The organism is Stenotrophomonas sp. PD6, assembly GCF_049199305.1.
Classification (GTDB): domain Bacteria; phylum Pseudomonadota; class Gammaproteobacteria; order Xanthomonadales; family Xanthomonadaceae; genus Stenotrophomonas.
In genome coordinates, this window is sequence record NZ_JBLZQD010000007.1 from 9,630 (window position 1) to 27,743 (window position 18,114).

The following is an 18,114-nucleotide window of genomic DNA, read 5'->3' on the forward strand; positions in this document are numbered from 1 at the left end:
AGTGAAATCATCACTTCGTGCACGGGCACATCGCGGCCGGGGGGGGGGGGGGGGCCCCCCCCCCCCCCCCCCGGCGGGGGGGGGGGGGGGCGGCGCCCCCCCCCCCCCCCCCCCCCCCCCCCCCCCCCCCCCGCCCCGCCATCGACAGTTCCCTGGTGACGGACGTAAAGCTGGGCTCTGCCCAGCCGTAGAGCTGGGCTCTGCCCAGCTGTAGCGCCGGGCTCTGCCCGGCTGCTTCTAGGCTCCCGCCATCCACTTGAGGATCAAGCCGGTTACATACGCCAAGCCGGTACCGGTGGCGTATCCGACTGTTCCGAGCAACACGCCCACCGGCGCAAGGCTGGGATGAAACGCCGCTGCCACCACCGGCGCCGATGCCGCCGCGCCAATATTTCCCATCGAGCCGATGCCGAAGAAGAACAACGGCGCCTTGACCAGTTTGGCGACGATCCAGAGGACGAGGATGTGGGTGAGCATCCAGATCACGCCGAGCAGGAACAGCCACGGGCGGTCGAGCAGGGACAGCAGGTCCATCTGCATGCCGATACAGGCGATGAGGAAGTACAGGAACAGGGTGCCCAAGCGCGAAGCGCCGGCGGCCTCGAGCCTGCGTGCGCGGGTGAAGCTCAGGCCCAGGCCGAGTGCGGTGGACAACAGGACGACCCAGACGAAGGGGCTGTCGAGGCTGAACTGGCTGGCCCAGGCGATGTGGGTCTTGAACCAGGCGCTGAGGGGCGCGGCGATGGCATGGGCCAGGCCGACGCCGCCGAGGGCGACGCCGACGATGACCATGAGGTCGGTGAGGCTGGGAATGCGGGCGTTCTGGGCCTCGTAGGCACTGATGCGTTCCTTCATTTCATCGATGGCGCGGGTGTCGGCGCCGTTGCGGGTGTCGATCTGCTGGGCGCGGTTGGCCAGGAACAGCAGGACGGCCATCCACAGGCTGGCGCAGGCGACGTCGACGACGGCGAACTGGCCGAAGGTGGTGGCGTCGGTGCCGAATACTTCGCGCATGGCCACCATGTTGGCGCCGCCACCGATCCAGCTGCCGGCCAGTGCGGCCATGCCGGCCCAGGTGTCGCCGGCCACGGTTTCAGGGTGGATCCACGACATCAGCTGGAAGGCGACCACGGCGCCGAGCATGATGCCGAAGGTGCCCGCGCAGAACACGATGAGCAGTTTGGGGCCGAGCTTGAGTACGCCCTTGAGGTCGATCGACAAGGTGAGCAGCACCAGGGCGGCGGGCAACAGGACGTCTCGGGCGATGGGGTTGTAGAGGCGGGTGTTGTGGCCGTCGATGAGGCCGGCGGTGTTGTAGATGGCCGGGATGAAGTAGCACAGCAGCAGCGCGGGGACCCACGCGAATATCTTCTTGAGTAGCGGAGTAGGCCCGCTGGCGGCCCAGAAGATCAGGGCCAGGGTGGCCGCGATGAGGCCAAGGCCAACGATGTCGTTGGTGATGAGGGCAGTACTGGGTTCGGTCGGCATGCGCCATCCTCTGTCGATCGAAAGGGCAAAAAAAAGCGCCGCATAAGGCGGCGCTGGTCTTACCTTAACACTCTCGTCACGCGTGACGACCGCTACATCACCTGCCGCGTGTCGCGGGGAGTGGGCAGCGACGCACTCAGATCGAGGATCACGCGGGTACCGCGCAGTTCGCTCTGTTCGATGGTCAGTGCCCAGCCCAGGTGCTCGCACAGCCGTGCAATGAGTTCCAGGCCGATGCCGCTCTGTTCGTTGCGGTCGCCACGCGCCATGCGCGCGTAGACGGCCGCGATCTCTTCGGGGCTCATGCCTTCGCCGGGATCCTGCAGGGTTACGACCGCGCGGTCGGACACGCTGATGGTGATGGTGCCGCGCCCGCTGTTCTCGATCGCGTTGCGCAGCAGGTTGCCGATGGCGGCCTGGACCACGCCCAAGGGCGCGATGATGTCCACGTTGGCCAGGCCTTGCACGGCGATCTGCAGGTCCTTGTCGCCCATCAGGTGGCGGTGGTCCTCGATGATGTCGGGCACCAGCTGGTCGAGCGCGATGCGCTCTTTGAGCGCCGCCAGCCGCGCCGGCTCGCGGGCCAGCACCAGCAACAACTGAATCAGCTGCTCCACGCCCTGCGCGGTGCGGTGCACGCGCTGCATCTGCTGGCGGGCGCGGTCGGGCAGCGCCGGCTGGTCGAGGGCGAGTTCGGCCGCACCGGTGATCACCGCGATCGGCGTGCGCAGTTCATGGCTGGCCGTGCTGATGAAGACACGCTCGCGCTCGACGAACTGTTCGTTGCGGGCCAGGTAGTCGTTGAGCGCGGCGGCAATGACGTACAGCTCGGAACTGCCGCGCGGGTCGACCTCGACCCGCTGCCCCGGCATGCCAGGCTTGAGGCCGTCGATCCGCTGGGCCAGCGAACGCAGCGGCTGTACCAGCCGGCTGACGCCGAGCGAGGCCATCAGCACGGTGACCAGGATCATGACCACGCCGGCCAGCATCACCCAGCGCGTGGCGAATTCCTCCAGCTCATGGAAGTCGTTGATGTCCAATGCCAGGGCGAGCCGCCCCTGGTTCTCGGTATCGCGCACCATCACCGCGCTGGAACGCCCGTTCACCACCACGCCGTCGTGCAGGCCCGGATGCAGCGTACGCAGCGAGGCCGGCACATTGGGGCTGTCGTCGACGGTGAACAGCCGCAGCGTGTCCGAATCCTGCCAGCGGTAGTGCGGTTCGTGTTCGATATGGCCGACGATGCTGTCCAGTTCGGAGTTCAGCAGCGCGCGCCACGCGGAGTGTTCGGCGTGTTCGTGCACGTAGTTGCCCACGCTGAACACCGCCAGCGAAATCAGCGCCAGGTAAGCCAGCAGCCACCACCCGAGCCGACGATGCAGCGGCGATGCCTTACGCAGTTTCATGGCTGCCATCTACGGTGGTCGGCCCCAGCCGGTAGCCCACCCGTGGCAGGGTATGGATCAGTTTGCGCTGGAACGGGCCGTCCACGCTGCGGCGCAGCTCGTATACGTGCGAGCGCAGCAGGTCGCCATCGGGCGGTTCGTCGCCCCACAGCGCGAACTCCAGCTGCGGGCGGGTGACGGCGCCGGGGCTGGCACGCATCAGCACCTCCAGCAGCTTGCGGCACGCCGGGTACAGGTGCAGCACCTGGCCATCGCGCTGGGCTTCCAGGGTCGCCAGATCGAGCGTGAGGTCGGCCACCTGCAGCACCTTGCGCGGGTTGCGGCCGTGGGCACGCACCATCAACGCCTCCAGCCGCACTTCCAGCTCGGGCAGCGCGAAGGGCTTGGTCAGGTAGTCGTCCGCACCGGCACGGAAACCGGCGATCTTGTCCGGCAGTTCGTCGCGCGCGGTGAGCATGATGACCGGCACCTCGGACCCGTGTTCGGCCCGCAGCCGGCGCAGCACCTCCGGGCCTTCCATGCGCGGCAACATCCAGTCCAGGATCAGCGCGTCATAGCCGTGGGTCACGGCCAGGTGCAGGCCGGTCACGCCATCGGGCGCGACGTCGAGCACATGCCCGCGGGCTTCGAAGTACTCGAACAGGTTGGCGACCAGTTGGCGGTTGTCTTCAATGACGAGCAGCCGCATGCGCAGGATCCCGGGGACAGTTCCGGGAATGGTAACGGTTGCGGCGTCGGAATCCGGTCGCAATCAACCTCTTTCGACCTAATTCCAACGTTTGGTGATACAAACTTGGCGTTTTGGCCATGAGCCCTCACGTGCCCCGGACTCTGCTGCGCCCTTGGTGGCCCCTGCTGACCTGCCTCGCCGTTCTTCTGGCGCTCGCCGCCGGGATCGGGCTGCGCTCCCCTTCACCGCCTGACGAGCCCCGCTTCGTGCTGGCGGCGCGGACCATGGTGGATACCGGCCAATGGCTGCTGCCGCACCGTGGCAGCGAGCTGTATGCCGAAAAGCCCCCGGTGTTCATGTGGATGCAGGCGGCCACCCACCAACTGGTGGGCGACTGGAACCTGGCCTTCCTGCTGCCGTCGCTGCTTGCCGCGTTGGCCACGCTGTGGTTGAGCTGGGACCTCGCGCGGCGCCTGTGGAACCGGCGCATCGCCTGGTGGGCGGTATGGGCGCTGGCCAGTTGCCTGCAGTTCGGCCTGATGGCCAAGCGCGCGCAGATCGACATGGTGCTGGTGGCGCTGACCACCCTGTCGCTGTGGGGCCTGCTGCGCCACCTGCTGGAACGCCCGAATACGCGCGCGCTCTGGATCGCCGGCTTCGCGGCCGGCCTGGGCACGGTGACCAAGGGCGTCGGCTTCCTGCCGCTGCTGGTGCTGCTGCCGTGGGCGCTGTGGCGCTGGCAGACGCGCGCACACCCACGCCCTGCCCTGCCCCGCGCCCGCGCGCTGCTGTGGCTGCTGCCGGCCTTCCTGCTCGGCACCGCCGTGTGGCTGGGCCCGCTGGGCATCGCCCTGCTCAACGACCCCACGCCCGAACTGCAGGGCTACGCGCGCGAGCTGCTGTTCAAGCAGACCGGCACGCGCTACGCCAATGCCTGGCACCACGTGCAGCCGGCCTGGTACTACCTGCAGGTGATCGTCACGCTGTGGCTGCCCGGCAGCCTGCTGCTGCCCGCGCTGTTCCCCGCGTGGTGGCGCCGCCTGCGGCGCCTGGACGGCCGCTGGTGGCTGCTGCTGGGCTGGTCGCTGCTGGTGCTGGTGTTCTTCAGCGCCAGTCCCGGCAAGCGAGAGGTCTACATCTTCCCGATGCTGCCGGCGCTCTGCGTGGCCGCCGCCCCCCTGCTGCCCGGGCTGCTGCGCCGCCCCGGCCCGCGCTGGCTGCTGCTGGCCTACGTGGCCGTGCTGGCGGTCGCCGCACTGGCCATCGGCGGTCAGTTGCTGACCGGCAGCGCCTGGGCGCACACGCAGTTGGCCCGCCGCGAGATGCCCGACAGCCTGCTGCCGGTGCTGGGCTACTGGCTGCTGGGCTTCGGCGTGCTGCTGCTTGCCCTGGTGGCGTGGCTGCGGGTGCGCCGCGCCGGGCTGCTGGTGCTGCTGACGTCCTTCCTGCTCTGGAACCTGTACGGCCTGGGCCTCATGCCCGCGCTGGACCCGTACAGCTCGGCCTCCGCGCTGATGCAGCGGGTCGGCCAGCGCATTGGACCGGAGGCGGAACTGGGCATGCTGGCCTGGCGTGAGCAGAACCTGCTGCAGGCCGACCGCCCCGTGACCGATTTCGGCTTCAAGCGGCCGTGGGATGAACAGTGGCAGGACGCCGGGCCGTGGCTGGCGCAGTCGCCCGAGCACCGCTGGCTGCTGGTACTGGACCAGGCCGTAAGCCCCTGCATCGACCGCCAGCAGGGCATCGACATCGGCAGCAGCAACCGCAACACGTGGCTGCTGGTGCCGGGTACGGCGTGGCGCCGCGACTGCAGCGCCCACCTGCCCGCAGGGGCCAGCGAGGACGACCAGGACTGAACGAATGTCGTATGTGGCCCGTATTTAACCGGCCACGAACGCCACTCCGACCGGACTCCGACAACACCCTGACGACCATGGCGGCGGTTCCAATCACCGACCCGCCTGCCCATGTCCTCAACGCCTGCCGTTCCCCTGGTGCTGACCGCAGCACTGCCGTCTTCCGCGCCGCGCTTCCTGCGCGGCCATCTGTGGCTGCCGCTGCTGGCTGCACTGGCCGCCAGCGGCGTGCTGATGGGATGGGGCGGCGACCAGTGGCTGGCCGACCAGTTCTACCGGCTCGAAGGTCATCACTGGGCGCTGCAGAACGCCTGGCTCACCAGCCACCTGATCCACAAGGGCGGCAAGTGGGCCAGCACGTTCGGCGCGCTGCTGGCCATCGTGCTGTGCTTCCATGCCTGGCGCAGCGAGCGCGCGGCCGCCTGGCGCTGGCCGCTGCTGTACCTGGTGCTGGCGGTGGCGCTGGGCACCGGCCTGGTGTCGCTGCTCAAGTCGGTCACCCACATGGACTGCCCGTGGGACCTGACCCGCTACGGCGGCACGCGCGAATTCGTCGGCCTGCTCGCGGCGCGGCCGCACGGCATGCCCGCCGGCGTGTGCTTCCCGGCCGGGCATTCCAGCGCCGGGTTCGCGTGGGTCAGCCTGTACTTCTTCGCGCTGATGGTGCGCCCGGCCTGGCGTTGGAGCGGGCTGGCGGTCGGCCTGCTGGCCGGCGGCGTGTTCGGGCTTTCGCAGCAGCTGCGCGGCGCCCACTTCCTGTCGCATGACCTGTGGACCCTGGCGACCTGCTGGACGGTGTCGTTGCTGCTCTTCCTGGCCGTGCAGCGCGTCCGCGCCCACCGCCAACGCGGCGCTGCCCTGCTGCAGGGAGCCCGCGCATGAATGCCGTTGCCTCACGCGCGCCGCGCCTCGCCTCGCTGGCCGCACTGCGCCAGTGGCGCCCGAACTGGTCCACCGAGACCCTGATTGCCGTCACCAGCGTGTTCTTCGCGCTGGCCTGCAACGGGCTGTTCTGGCACAGCGCGATGGCCACCCACCCGGGCAGCCTGCGCTTCGCGCTGTCGCTGCTGCTGTTGCTGGTCGGCGCACACAGCCTGTTGATGGGCCTGCTGGTGTGGCGCTGGAATGCCAAGGTGATGATCGGCGTGCTGCTGCTGGGCACGGCGATGGCCGCCCACTACATGAGCAGCTACCACATCTACCTGGATGCGGACATGCTGCGCAACGTGCTGGCGACCGACCACAAGGAAAGCCGCGAACTGATCACCCCGGGCCTGATCGCACCACTGGTGCTGCTGGCCCTGCTGCCGATGGTGGTGCTGTGGCGCGTGCAGCTGGTGCGCCGCAGCTGGGGCAAGGCCCTGCTGTGGCGTGCGGGCTTCCTGCTGCTGTCGGCCGGCGTCGCGCTGGGCGGCTCGATGCTGTCGTTCCAGGAAATGTCGGCGTTGATGCGCAACCAGCGCGAAGTGCGTTACCTCGCCACCCCGGGTAACTACCTGCTTGGCCTGCCCAAGGCCCTGCGCGGCGACAACCCCATCCAGCGCGCGCCCAAGCTGCCGATCGGCCTGGATGCCAAGGCCACCCCGCGCGCCGCCGACAGCAAGCCACGCCTGCTGGTGATCGTGATGGGCGAAACCGCGCGCGCGCAGAACTGGGGCTTGAACGGCTACGCGCGGCAGACCACGCCGCAGCTGGCGCAGACCAACGCGATCAACTTCCCCGACATGCATTCCTGCGGCACCAGCACCGAAGTGTCGCTGCCCTGCCTGTTCTCGCCCTATGGCCGCCACGACTACGACGAAAAGAAGATCCGCGCGCACCAGTCGCTGCTGCACGTGCTGGACCACGCCGGCATCGGCACGCTGTGGCGCGACAACCAGTCCGGCTGCAAGGGCGTCTGCGAAGGGCTGCCGATGCAGGCGCTGGACGATGCGAAGCATCCCGAGCTGTGCGCCAACGGCCGCTGCATGGACGAGATCCTGATCGATGACCTCGCCGCACAGGTGCGCGCGCGCCCCGGCGACCGCGTGGTGGTGCTGCACCAGCTCGGCAACCATGGGCCCAGCTATTTCCAGCGCTACCCCGACCGCTTCCGCCACTTCACCCCGACCTGCGACACGCCGGACCTGGGCAACTGCAGCCGCGAACAGATCACCAACGCCTACGACAACGCGCTGCTGTACACCGACCAGCTGCTGGCCCGCACCATCGGCACGCTGCAGGGCATGCAGGACTACGACACCGCCATGATCTACCTCTCCGACCACGGCGAATCGCTGGGCGAGAAGGGCCTGTACCTGCACGGCGTTCCCTACGCGATCGCACCGGCGGAACAGACCCGGGTGCCGATGACCATGTGGTTCTCGCCGGGCTTCGCCGCCAGCCGCGGCCTGGACCTGGCCTGCGTGCGCCGCCGCGCCACGCAGTACACCGACCATGACAACCTGTTCCCGTCGGTATTGGGGCTGATGCAGGTGAAGACGGCGTTGTACGAGCGCGACCGCGACCTGTTCGCCGGCTGCGGTACGCGAGGAGGAACAGGCGCGCAGGGCTGACGCCCTTGTGCACACGCCTCTAACGCGTCGAGCCGCACCCTTTTCCTGCGGGGGTTACATCCGAGGATGCAACCATGAATCTGTTGAAGAACGGGAGTTTCGAATCCGGCGATCTACATCCGTGGCGACTGGTGGAGGGAGGCGATGTCAGCGAGCTTGTCTTCGTGCGCTACAAGGAAGGGTATGCCGTGCGACTCAAGCCCGCGATGCATATCTCGCAGGAGATCGAGGTCGTGGATGGGTTCCGGGACGCCATGGACTTCACGCTGAGGCTGACGGCAAAGGCGGCAATCGAGCCGCTCCGGGAGAGTGACAGTGTGACCGCCGCTCCCCCCGGACGCACGCTGCACGTCACAGGGAACGGCGATCCAGATGAGTGGATCGCTGCACATGGGGCAGACCTGCAGACGACCGATCCCCGGCACACGTTGACCCTTTTCAACACCATGACAACCCTGCAGGGGGCAACGGAAACGTACAGAAGCGTCGTCACGTCTGCCGCTGAGGGTGGAATGATGCGGTTCGAAAGTTCCTTCACACGTGCCTTCCCGGGCCCCTTGCTCTACGCATATTTCACCTTTGGAAGCCCCAGGAATCCCCCGGAGCAGTTCGACCGACGGGACCTGTGGGTGACCGGATTCGAACTGATCGCGACCGGCTGATACGCCCTCTGTTGCACAGCCACGCGCTTCGCTCCCAAGCGAGGGGCGTGGCTGCATTTGCCCCTCCCCCTTGCGGTGTCGCGAGCGCCCCTCTAGCCTTCGCCGGGTCTGTCACCACCCAAGGATGTCCCCGTGAACCACCGCCCGCTCCTGCTGGCCCTGGCTGTCGGTGCTGCCGCACTGACGCTGGCGGCCTGCCAGAAGGAACCGTCCCCGGCCGCTGCACCGGCCGCAGGCACCGCCGCACCGACCGAAACCGCGGACCAGTTCATCGCCCGCGTCAATGCCGAGTACAAGGCCCTGTACCCGGAAATGACCTCGGCCCAGTGGCTGTCCTCGACCTACATCAATGACGATTCCGAGCGGGTGGCGGCCAAGGCCAACGAACGCTGGCTGACCATCCTCAATGGCTGGATCGCCCAGGCCGGCAAGTACGACGGCCAGCCGATGACCGAAGACACCAAGCGCCAGATCCACCTGCTCAAGCTGATGACGGCCATGCCGGCACCGCGCGACCCGGCCAAGCTCAGCGAGCTGACCCGCATCGCCAGCCGCATGGAGGGCGCCTACGGCTCGGGCAAGTACTGCACCGACGACGCCAACCCGGCCAGCTGCCGCCAGCTGGGCGACCTGGAACAGGTGCTCGCGCGCAGCCGCGACTACGACAAGCAGCTCGACGCCTGGCAGGGCTGGCACGGCACCACCAAGCCGATGCGCGCCGATTACCAGCGCTTCGTGGGCCTGGTCAACGAAGGCGCCAAGGAAATGGGCTTCGCCGACGCCGGCCAGATGTGGCGCAGCGGCTACGACATGCCGGCCGAGCAGATCGGCCCGGAAACCGACCGCCTGTGGGAACAGGTCAAGCCGATGTACGAGCAGCTGCACTGCTACGCCCGTACCAAGCTGGATGCCACCTATGGCAAGGACAAGGCCGAGACCGAAGGCGGCCTGATCGCCGCGCACCTGCTGGGCAACATGTGGCAGCAGGACTGGTCCAACCTGTGGGACCAGCTGGAACCCTACCCCGGCGCCGGCAGCCTGGACATCACCGCCGCGCTGGAAAAGCAGTACCAGACCAACCTGAGCGGCGCGCTGGCCAAGGCCGGCGGCAACAACGCCAACGTGGAAGCGCAGTTCAAGGCGCAGCGTGAGGCCGAGCTGCGTACCGCCAAGCAGATGACCGAACGTGCGCAGGACTTCTACGTCTCGCTGGGCATGCCGGCGCTGCCGAAGTCGTACTGGGACAAGACCCAGTTCATCAAGCCGCTCGACCGCGACGTGGTCTGCCACGCCAGCGCGTGGGACATGAACATGGAAGGCGATGTGCGCACCAAGATGTGCATCAAGCCGACCGAAGAGAACTTCACCACCATCTACCACGAGCTCGGCCACATCTATTACGACCTGGCCTACAACCCGCTGCCGCCGTTGTTCCAGGGTGGTGCCAACGATGGTTTCCACGAGGCGATCGGCGACACCATCGTGCTGGCGATGACCCCGCAGTACCTCAACTCGATCGGCCTGGTGGACAAGCCGCAGGAGAGCCGCGAGGCCACCATCAACGCGCAGATGCGCATGGCGCTGAGCGGCGTGTCGTTCCTGCCGTTCGGGCTGATGATCGACCGCTGGCGCTGGGGCGTGTTCGATGGCTCGATCACCCCGGACCAGTACAACAAGGCGTGGTGGGACCTGAAGGCGAAGTACCAGGGCGTGGCACCGGCCTCGGCGCGCGGCGAGGAGTTCTTCGATCCGGGCGCGAAGTACCACGTGCCGGGCAACACCCCGTACACGCGTTACTTCCTGGCGCGCATCCTGCAGTTCCAGTTCTACAAGGGCCTGTGCGATGCGGCCGGCTACAAGGGCCCGCTGCACCAGTGCAGCTTCTACGGCAACAAGGAAGCCGGCCAGAAGTTCTGGGCGATGCTGAGCAAGGGTGCCAGCCAGCCGTGGCAGGCCACGCTGAAGGAAATCACCGGCGGCGACAAGCTCGATGCCGGCCCGATGATCGAGTACTTCACCCCGGTCAACGAATGGCTCAAGCAGCAGAACCAGGGCCAGATGTGCGGCTGGCAGGCGCCGGCGGCAACGGCGGCGGCGCCGAAGGCGCCGTAAACGAAAAAACCGGCCTTCGGGCCGGTTTTTTTTTGGGATTGCGCAGCCACGCATGGCGTGGCTCTACGATGCGCGCGTCGTGCCCGTTACGATTTCGGCTTCAGGGACGCCGCCAGCTCCGCCTTGAACTGCTCGAAATCCTTGCCCTCGGCCTTCGCTTCGGCGTGCGCGGCGTCTTTCAGCGCGTCCGAATACACCAGGCGCACCGGCGTGCCCTGCCGTTCCTGCAACTCGGCGGCCTGCATGATCAGCGCCAGCACGCGCGCGGCGCTGGTGGTCTGGCCTGCGATGCGGCCGTCCATTCCCAGCACCCATTCGCCATCGCGGCGGACCACGCCGGCCAGCAGCGTGCGCTGCTGATCGCGCAGTTCGGCATGCGGCTCCACCGGCGAGGCATGGGCTTTTTCGCGGTTGGCCGCCTCGGCTTCGCGGCGCTTGCGCAGGTCACGGCGCAGTTTGGAGGTGGTCGACATCAGGGGGACTTCCGGACTGCATCAAAGGTCAAAGGATAACGCACCGGGCCCGGCCAGCCATGGCCGGCCCCCGGGTGCACAGGGTTCAGGCCGCGGTTGCCAGCGCCTCGCGGCGGCGCTCGCAGCGCCGCTCCCAGAACCAGAAACTGGCGCCGATGGCGAAGAAACCGGCGTAGCCCAGCGCCAGGTGCAGCGGCTGGGCGCTGAGCAGGGGCGACACCACGCCGGCCACGACGGTGTTGATCATCAACTGGATGAACATCTGCATGGACGACGCCAGCCCGCGCTGGTGCGGATACATGTCCAGCACCGCCAGCGCCAGGATCGGGAAGATCAGCGCCATGCCCACGCCGCCGATGAAGATCGGCAGCACCGCCCACGGCAGCGCGATCTGCCCCACCGCCAGCACGTAGCCAAGATTGACCAGCGCCGATGCCGCACACAACGCGAAGCCGATGCCCACCTGCCGCTGCGCCGTGATCCGCCCGGCCATGCGCCCGGACAGGAACGAGCCCATGGTCATGCCGCCGATGGTGGGAATGAACAGCCAGGCGAAACCGCCCTCGCCCAGCCGCAGGTGCTGCATCACGAACACCGGCGCCGAGGCGATGTACAGGAAAATGCCGGAAAAATTGAATGCACCCGCCGCCGCCAGCCGCAGCAGGCGCGGGTTGGTGCCCATCTGCACGTAGCTGCGCAGCAGCGCGCCGGCCGACAGCGGCGTCCGCGCCTCCACCGGATGGGTCTCGGGCAGCCACTTGCCGGTGGCCAGCAAAAGCACCACCGCGAACACGACCAGGAACCAGAAGATCAGCGGCCAATCGCCGCCGCCGAGCAGGATCCAGCCGCCGATGATCGGCGCGATGGCCGGGGCGATGCCGAAGATCATCGAGACCTGGCTCATCAGCCGCTGCGCATCTGCACCGTGGTACAGGTCGCGGATCACCGCGCGGCCCACGATCACGCCCACGCCGGCGGTCACGCCCTGCAGCGCGCGGAACACCAGCAACGTGGTCAGATCGCGCGACAGCGCGCAGCCGATGGAGGCGGCGATGAACAGCACCAGCCCGCCGAGGATCACCCGGCGGCGCCCGAATGCATCCGACAGCGGGCCATGCGCCAGGCTCATCAAGCCATAGAACAACAGGTAGACGCTGACGGTCTGCTGCACCGCCACCTGGTCCACCTGCATGCGTTCGCCCAGCAGCAGGAAGGCCGGGAAAATGGTGTCGATCGAGAACGGACCGAACATGGCCAGCCCGGCAAGCAGCAGGGCCAGGCGGCGGGTCGAGGGTGAGGCGGGCGTCATCGGGTCTTCCGTCAACAGCCATGCGCGAACGCATGGAAGGCGCCGGCCCGGAACGGGTGGCGCCTGATGAATACGAGGATCCGGCCATGATAGGCCGTCCGCCTGCCTGGCACCATGCCCGAAGGCCCGTGAGCGACCGGTGCTGCCCGCCTGTTCATGTGGCGGACGGCCGCTGGCGGGCGGGCCGCTGGGCTATAATCGCCGGGCTACATGGTGGGAGAAGCGGAGAGTTGTTTTGACCCCCGCTGCCGAAGGCGCAACGCCCGTAATCGCTCAGGCCCGATACCACCCGCATCAAAACTCTGGAGAGACCGGCCACTGCCGGCGCCGAAGGGGCACGAAGCACGCAGATGCGCGCTTTTAAACTCTCAGGCAAAAGGACAGAGGGGCACCCAGGAAGGCCGCAAGGTCTTCTGACCGTGCGTGCCCACTCTCCGAGATGCCAGCCATGTCCCAGAACACCCCTTCCCTGCGCGAGCTTGAACACAGCCACGCGTTCGTCGAACGCCACATCGGCCCCAACGACGCCGAAATCGCGCAGATGCTCGACGTGGTGGGCCACACCTCGCTCGACGCACTGACCGACGCGATCGTGCCGGCCGGGATCAAGTCGCCCGCACCGCTGGCGCTGCCCGAGTCGCTGACCGAAGTGGAAGCGCTGGCAAAGATCCGCGCGATCGCCGACAAGAACCAGGTGTTCCGCACCTTCATCGGCCAGGGCTACTACGGCACCCTGACCCCGAACGTCATCCTGCGCAACGTGCTGGAAAACCCGGCGTGGTACACCGCGTACACGCCCTACCAGGCCGAGATCTCGCAGGGCCGCATGGAAGCGCTGATCAACTTCCAGACCCTGTGCGCCGACCTCACCGGCATGGAGATCGCCAACGCCTCGCTGCTGGACGAAGCCACCGCCGCCGCTGAAGCGATGACCCTGGCCAAGCGTTCGGCCAAGAGCAAGTCCGACACCTTCTTCGTGCACGACGCGGTGCACCCGCAGACGCTGGAACTGCTGCGCACCCGCGCCGAGCCGATGGGCATCGTGCTGCGCGTGGGCACCCCGGCCGAGGCGATGGAAGCCGAGGCCTACGGCGTGCTGCTGCAGTACCCGGACACCTTCGGCCATGTGGGCGACTACAAGGCGCTGGCCGACTCGGTGCATGCGCGCGGCGGCCTGGTGGCCGTGGCCACCGACCTGCTGGCGCTGACCCTGATCGCCGCCCCCGGCGAATGGGGCGCGGACATCGTGGTCGGCAACTCGCAGCGCTTCGGCGTGCCGTTCGGTTTCGGCGGCCCGCACGCCGCGTTCATGGCCTGCCGTGACGCCTACAAGCGTTCCATGCCGGGCCGCCTGATCGGCGTGTCGGTCGACGCACAGGGCAATGCCGCCTACCGCCTGACCCTGCAGACCCGCGAGCAGCATATCCGCCGCGAGAAGGCGACCTCCAACATCTGCACCGCGCAGGTGCTGCTGGCGGTGATGGCCTCGATGTACGCGGTGTACCACGGCCCGGACGGCCTGACCCGCATCGCGCGCCGCACCCATCGCCTGGCCGCCATCCTGGCCGCCGCGCTGCGTGGCGCCGGCGTCAACGTTGGCGAGCACTTCTTCGACACGCTGCACGTCAAGGACATCGACGCCAAGGCGATCCACGCCAAGGCCGCCGCCGCCCGCATCAACCTGCGCGCGATCGACAGCGAAGCGGTGGGCATCAGCCTGGACGAAACCGCCACCCGCGCCGACATCGTCGCGCTGGGCCAGCTGTTCGGCGTGAGCGTTGACGTGGAGGCGCTCGACGCGGCCACCGCCGACGCCCTGCCGGCCGGCCTGGTGCGCACCAGCGCGTTCCTGACCCACCCGGTGTTCAACACCCACCACAGCGAACACGAGCTGCTGCGTTACCTGCGCTCGCTGGCCGACAAGGACCTGGCGATGGATCGCACCATGATCCCGCTGGGCAGCTGCACCATGAAGCTCAACGCCACCGCCGAGATGATCCCGGTGACCTGGCCGGAGTTCGCCAACATCCACCCGCTGGCCCCGGCCGACCAGGCCACCGGCTACAAGGAACTGATCGACGGGCTGGAAGCGATGCTGGTCGAGTGCACCGGCTATGACGCGGTGAGCCTGCAGCCGAATTCCGGCGCGCAGGGCGAGTACGCCGGCCTGCTGGCGATCCGCGCCTACCACCGTTCGCGCGGCGAAGGCCATCGCGACGTCTGCCTGATTCCGGATTCGGCGCACGGCACCAACCCGGCCTCGGCACAGATGTGCGGCATGAAGGTGGTGGTGACCAAGACCGACGCCAACGGCAACGTCGACGTCGAAGACATCCGCGTCAACGCCGAGAAGTACGGCGACCGCCTGGCCGCGCTGATGATCACCTACCCCTCCACGCATGGCGTGTTCGAGGAAGAAGTGGTCGAGATCTGCGAGATCATCCACAAGCACGGCGGCCAGGTGTACACCGACGGTGCCAACATGAACGCCCTGGTCGGCGTGGCCAAGCCCGGCAAGTGGGGCTCGGACGTGTCGCACCTGAACCTGCACAAGACCTTCTGCATTCCGCACGGCGGCGGCGGCCCGGGCGTGGGCCCGTGTGCGGTCAAGTCGCACCTGGCTCCGTTCCTCCCGAAGGTGCTGGGCGGCGAAGGTGACGTGGGCATGGTCAGCGCTGCCAGCTTCGGCAGCGCCTCCATCCTGCCGATCAGCTGGATGTACATCACGCTGATGGGCACCGCCGGCCTGCGCAAGGCCACCCAGGTGGCCCTGCTCAACGCCAACTACATCGCCAAGCGCCTGGCCCCGCACTTCAAGACGCTCTACACCGGCCGCAACGGGCTGGTGGCGCACGAGTGCATCCTGGACGTGCGCCCGCTGGAGAAGACCTCCGGCATCGGCGCGGAAGACGTGGCCAAGCGCCTGATCGACTTCGGCTTCCATGCCCCGACCCTGAGCTTCCCGGTCGCCGGCACGCTGATGGTGGAGCCGACCGAGAGCGAATCCCTGCACGAGCTGGACCGCTTCATCAACGCAATGATCCAGATCCGCGAGGAAATCGCCGCGATCGAAGACGGCCGCCTGGACCGCGAGGACAACCCGCTCAAGCACGCCCCGCACACCGCCACGGCGGTGTCGGCCAGCGAATGGGCGCATGCCTACCCGCGCGAACTGGCGGCCTTCCCGCTGGCCAGCCTGCGCCAGCAGAAGTACTGGCCGCCGGTGGCACGCGTGGACAACGTTTACGGCGACAAGAACGTGATGTGCGCCTGCATCCCGGTGGATGCATACAAGGAAGACGAGGGCGTGGAGGTCTGATCCTCCTGCCCTGCTGAAACAGAAACGGCCCGCGCAAGCGGGCCGTTTTTGTTGGTGCGGCGTGTTGCCGTGACTATTCGGCGACGCGGTTGCGGCGCACGCGGCGGGTGATTTCGCTGGTGATCGCGATGATGGCGGTCAGGGCGGCCATCGACAGGAACTGGATGCGCGTTTCCGCCTCGGACAGCAGCAGGCCGAAGATCAGCGCCAGCACGCCCAGGCCCAGCACCGTCAGGTACGGGTAGCCGGCCATGCGGAACGGCAGGCGGGTGCGGTCGCGGTTGGCGCGGTGGCGCAGGATCAACTGCGACAGCAGCGAGATCGTCCAGACCAGGAGGCAGGTCGAGCCGACGATGTTGAGCAGCACCGGCAGCACCTTGTTGGGGAACATCAGCTCCATGATCGTGGCGGCGAAACCGAACAGCACGCTGGCCAGCACCGCAATGATCGGCACGTGGCGCGGGTCGGTCCAGCCCAGCACCGCCGGCGCTTCGCGGCGGCGCGCCAGCGAATACATCATGCGCGAGGCGCCATACAGGTTGGCGTTGAGCGCCGACAGCAGCGCGATCACCGCGATCAGGGTGATCGCCGTCGCCGCACCCGGAATGTTGGCCACCTGCAGCACCGCCGCGAACGGCGAGCTCAGCGAGGCGCTGGTCCACGGCACCACCGCGATGATCACGCTCAGCGAGCCGATGTAGAACACCAGGATGCGCCACGCCACCGTGCGGATGGCGCGGGCGATGCTGCGCTCCGGGTCTTCGGTCTCGGCCGCCGCAACCGCGACGATCTCGGTGCCACCGAAGGCGAAAATCACCACCAGCAGCGCCGCGCCGATCCCGGCCAGGCCCTTGGGCGCGAAGCCGCCGTGCGCGGTGAAGTTGCTCAGCCCCGGCGAGGCCACGTTCGGCAGCCAACCCAGCAGCAGCGCCGCACCGATCAGGATGAAGCCGATGATGGCGGCGACCTTGAGGATGGCGAACCAGAACTCGAATTCGCCGAAATTCTTCACCCCGAGCAGGTTGATCGCGGTGAAGAACAGCATGAAGGCCAGCGCCGCCATCGGCACCGGGATGACCGGCCATACCGTGGCCAGCAGGCCGGCCGCACCGACCGCTTCGGCGGCGATCACGATCACCAGCTGCACCCACCACAGCCACCCGACCGTGGCGCCGGCGGTGGCGCCCATGGCGTCGGCGGCGTACACCGAAAACGCACCACTGCTTGGCTTGGCGGCGGCCATCTCGCCGAGCGCATTCATGACGATGATCACCAGCGCGCCGGCGACCAGATAGGACAGCAGCACGGCGGGGCCGGCGGCCTGCACGCCCACGCCGGAGCCGAGGAACAGGCCGGCGCCAATGGCGCTGCCAAGGCCCATCATGATCAGCTGGCGGGGTTTGAGCGCGTGCCCGAGGCGGGTATTTGCGGGGGCCGCAGCGGCGGCCGGAGTCTGGGATGCGGGCATCGGAATCGATTGGCGGGCAACAGGTGCGACACCATACCTTGTCCGGCCGGCGGACGGGATAGGGGTTCCCCTGCCCCGCCGCAATCAGGCCTCTGCGCGCTCGCCGATCTGCGCCCGGTAGGCCCGGGGCGACATCCCGACCTCGGCCTTGAACTTGCGGGTGAACGCACTCTGGTCGGTGAAGCCACAGGCCTGGCCGATGCTGGCGATGGTGTCGCTGCCGTGCAGCAGATGCACCGCCATCTGGATGCGCAGGCGGGTCAGCACCTGCTGCGGGGTCATCTGGAATACCTTGCGGAAGGTGCGCTCCAGCTTGGAGAGCGAGAACCCGGTGATATCCAGCAACGTCTGCATGCGCACGTTCTCGGCGTAATGCGCGTTCAGGTGGGCCAGCGCCAGCCGCAGCTGTTCGTACTGGGTGCCCAGGCTGTCCTTCTGCCCCAGGTCGCGGGAGATGCCGATCAGGCCCCGGATCTGCCCGTCCACCAGCAGCGGGCGTTTGCAGGTCAGGCACCAGCCCGGCTCGCGGTTGGCGAACAGGTGCAGTTCCATCAGGTTCTCGATGACCTTTCCGGCCAGCACCTGCGCGTCCTGCGTGGCGTAGTCGGCGCCCAACCCGGTGGGGTAGATCTCCGCCGCGGTGCGCCCGATGACCTCTTTGCGCGACTTCAGGCCCAGCCGGCGCAGCATGGTCTGGTTGATATGCGTGTAGCGCCCGTCGCGGTCCTTCATGAAGAACAGCACGTCGGGAATCGCATCGAACAGGGCTTCGATGTCGGCGGGTTCAACGCGCATG

13 protein-coding genes and 1 riboswitch are annotated in these 18,114 nt (G+C 67.9%); of the genes, 6 read left to right on the plus strand and 7 right to left on the minus strand.

All coding sequences use genetic code 11. From position 1 onward, the window contains the following. Positions 1 to 237: 237 nt before the first annotated feature. From ACOZHM_RS11625 to ACOZHM_RS11635, 3 genes are all read right to left on the minus strand, one after another. The gene (locus ACOZHM_RS11625) at positions 238 to 1,488 is read right to left on the minus strand and encodes a DUF819 domain-containing protein (RefSeq protein WP_421569412.1); all 1,251 of its coding nucleotides are present in this window, start codon (positions 1,486 to 1,488) and stop codon (positions 238 to 240) included. A gap of 92 nt (positions 1,489 to 1,580) precedes the next feature. Next, positions 1,581 to 2,894: a sensor histidine kinase gene (locus ACOZHM_RS11630; protein ID WP_421569413.1), complete on the minus strand. Its 1,314-nt coding sequence runs from the start codon at positions 2,892 to 2,894 to the stop codon at positions 1,581 to 1,583. Then, positions 2,881 to 3,582, minus strand: a complete 702-nt coding sequence (locus ACOZHM_RS11635) for a response regulator transcription factor (RefSeq protein WP_421569414.1) — start codon at positions 3,580 to 3,582, stop codon at positions 2,881 to 2,883. Before ACOZHM_RS11635 ends, ACOZHM_RS11630 begins: the two co-directional genes overlap by 14 nt. A gap of 113 nt (positions 3,583 to 3,695) precedes the next feature. Here ACOZHM_RS11635 and ACOZHM_RS11640 point away from each other — a divergent pair, with 113 nt between their 5' ends. From ACOZHM_RS11640 to ACOZHM_RS11660, 5 genes are all read left to right on the plus strand, one after another. Continuing rightward, positions 3,696 to 5,420 (plus strand): ArnT family glycosyltransferase, encoded by a 1,725-nt coding sequence (locus ACOZHM_RS11640; RefSeq protein ID WP_421569415.1) that lies wholly within the window; start codon positions 3,696 to 3,698, stop codon positions 5,418 to 5,420. Between the two features lie 111 nt (positions 5,421 to 5,531). Next, the gene (locus tag ACOZHM_RS11645) at positions 5,532 to 6,302 is read left to right on the plus strand and encodes a phosphatase PAP2 family protein (RefSeq protein WP_421569416.1); all 771 of its coding nucleotides are present in this window, start codon (positions 5,532 to 5,534) and stop codon (positions 6,300 to 6,302) included. Then, complete coding sequence (locus tag ACOZHM_RS11650) at positions 6,299 to 7,975, plus strand: phosphoethanolamine transferase (protein WP_421569417.1); 1,677 nt, start codon at positions 6,299 to 6,301, stop codon at positions 7,973 to 7,975. The genes ACOZHM_RS11645 and ACOZHM_RS11650 overlap by 4 nt, the downstream gene beginning before the upstream one ends. Positions 7,976 to 8,049: 74 nt before the next feature. Then, positions 8,050 to 8,637: a hypothetical protein gene (locus tag ACOZHM_RS11655; protein ID WP_421569418.1), complete on the plus strand. Its 588-nt coding sequence runs from the start codon at positions 8,050 to 8,052 to the stop codon at positions 8,635 to 8,637. 132 nt (positions 8,638 to 8,769) lie between these two features. Further along, on the plus strand, positions 8,770 to 10,749 hold the full coding sequence (locus tag ACOZHM_RS11660) for a M2 family metallopeptidase (protein ID WP_421569419.1): 1,980 nt from the start codon (positions 8,770 to 8,772) through the stop codon (positions 10,747 to 10,749). An 86-nt stretch (positions 10,750 to 10,835) separates the two neighbouring features. On the opposite strand, the gene ACOZHM_RS11665 is transcribed toward ACOZHM_RS11660, so the two are convergent. After that, positions 10,836 to 11,222 carry a hypothetical protein gene (locus tag ACOZHM_RS11665; protein ID WP_421569420.1) on the minus strand — a complete coding sequence of 129 codons (387 nt, stop codon included), beginning with the start codon at positions 11,220 to 11,222 and terminating at the stop codon, positions 10,836 to 10,838. 85 nt (positions 11,223 to 11,307) lie between these two features. After that, positions 11,308 to 12,531 (minus strand): multidrug effflux MFS transporter, encoded by a 1,224-nt coding sequence (locus ACOZHM_RS11670; RefSeq protein ID WP_421569421.1) that lies wholly within the window; start codon positions 12,529 to 12,531, stop codon positions 11,308 to 11,310. Between the two features lie 292 nt (positions 12,532 to 12,823). Beyond that, positions 12,824 to 12,925, plus strand: a riboswitch (glycine riboswitch). Between the two features lie 45 nt (positions 12,926 to 12,970). On the opposite strand from ACOZHM_RS11670, the gene gcvP reads away from it, so the two are divergent. Beyond that, on the plus strand, positions 12,971 to 15,850 hold the full coding sequence (gene gcvP / locus ACOZHM_RS11675; RefSeq protein ID WP_421569422.1) for an aminomethyl-transferring glycine dehydrogenase: 2,880 nt from the start codon (positions 12,971 to 12,973) through the stop codon (positions 15,848 to 15,850). 73 nt (positions 15,851 to 15,923) lie between these two features. Here the strand turns inward: gcvP and ACOZHM_RS11680 are convergent, their stop codons facing one another. Both ACOZHM_RS11680 and ACOZHM_RS11685 read right to left on the minus strand, forming a co-directional pair. Further along, the gene (locus tag ACOZHM_RS11680) at positions 15,924 to 17,318 is read right to left on the minus strand and encodes an amino acid permease (protein WP_421569423.1); all 1,395 of its coding nucleotides are present in this window, start codon (positions 17,316 to 17,318) and stop codon (positions 15,924 to 15,926) included. Between the two features lie 84 nt (positions 17,319 to 17,402). Further along, entirely contained in the window at positions 17,403 to 18,113 is a 711-nt protein-coding gene (locus ACOZHM_RS11685) for a PAS domain-containing protein (RefSeq protein ID WP_421569424.1), read from the minus strand. Position 18,114 lies beyond the last annotated feature (1 nt).

Excerpts from the sequence above, each read along its gene's own strand:
- ACOZHM_RS11625 (WP_421569412.1), bottom strand. The coding sequence starts at position 1,488 with ATGCCGACCGAACCCAGTACTGCCCTCATCACCAACGACATCGTTGGC.
- ACOZHM_RS11630 (WP_421569413.1), bottom strand. The coding sequence starts at position 2,894 with ATGAAACTGCGTAAGGCATCGCCGCTGCATCGTCGGCTCGGGTGGTGG.
- ACOZHM_RS11635 (WP_421569414.1), bottom strand. The coding sequence starts at position 3,582 with ATGCGGCTGCTCGTCATTGAAGACAACCGCCAACTGGTCGCCAACCTG.
- ACOZHM_RS11645 (WP_421569416.1), top strand. The coding sequence starts at position 5,532 with ATGTCCTCAACGCCTGCCGTTCCCCTGGTGCTGACCGCAGCACTGCCG.
- ACOZHM_RS11650 (WP_421569417.1), top strand. The coding sequence starts at position 6,299 with ATGAATGCCGTTGCCTCACGCGCGCCGCGCCTCGCCTCGCTGGCCGCA.
- ACOZHM_RS11655 (WP_421569418.1), top strand. The coding sequence starts at position 8,050 with ATGAATCTGTTGAAGAACGGGAGTTTCGAATCCGGCGATCTACATCCG.
- ACOZHM_RS11665 (WP_421569420.1), bottom strand. The coding sequence starts at position 11,222 with ATGTCGACCACCTCCAAACTGCGCCGTGACCTGCGCAAGCGCCGCGAA.
- ACOZHM_RS11670 (WP_421569421.1), bottom strand. The coding sequence starts at position 12,531 with ATGACGCCCGCCTCACCCTCGACCCGCCGCCTGGCCCTGCTGCTTGCC.
- gcvP (WP_421569422.1), top strand. The coding sequence starts at position 12,971 with ATGCCAGCCATGTCCCAGAACACCCCTTCCCTGCGCGAGCTTGAACAC.
- ACOZHM_RS11680 (WP_421569423.1), bottom strand. The coding sequence starts at position 17,318 with ATGCCCGCATCCCAGACTCCGGCCGCCGCTGCGGCCCCCGCAAATACC.
- ACOZHM_RS11685 (WP_421569424.1), bottom strand. The coding sequence starts at position 18,113 with ATGCGCGTTGAACCCGCCGACATCGAAGCCCTGTTCGATGCGATTCCC.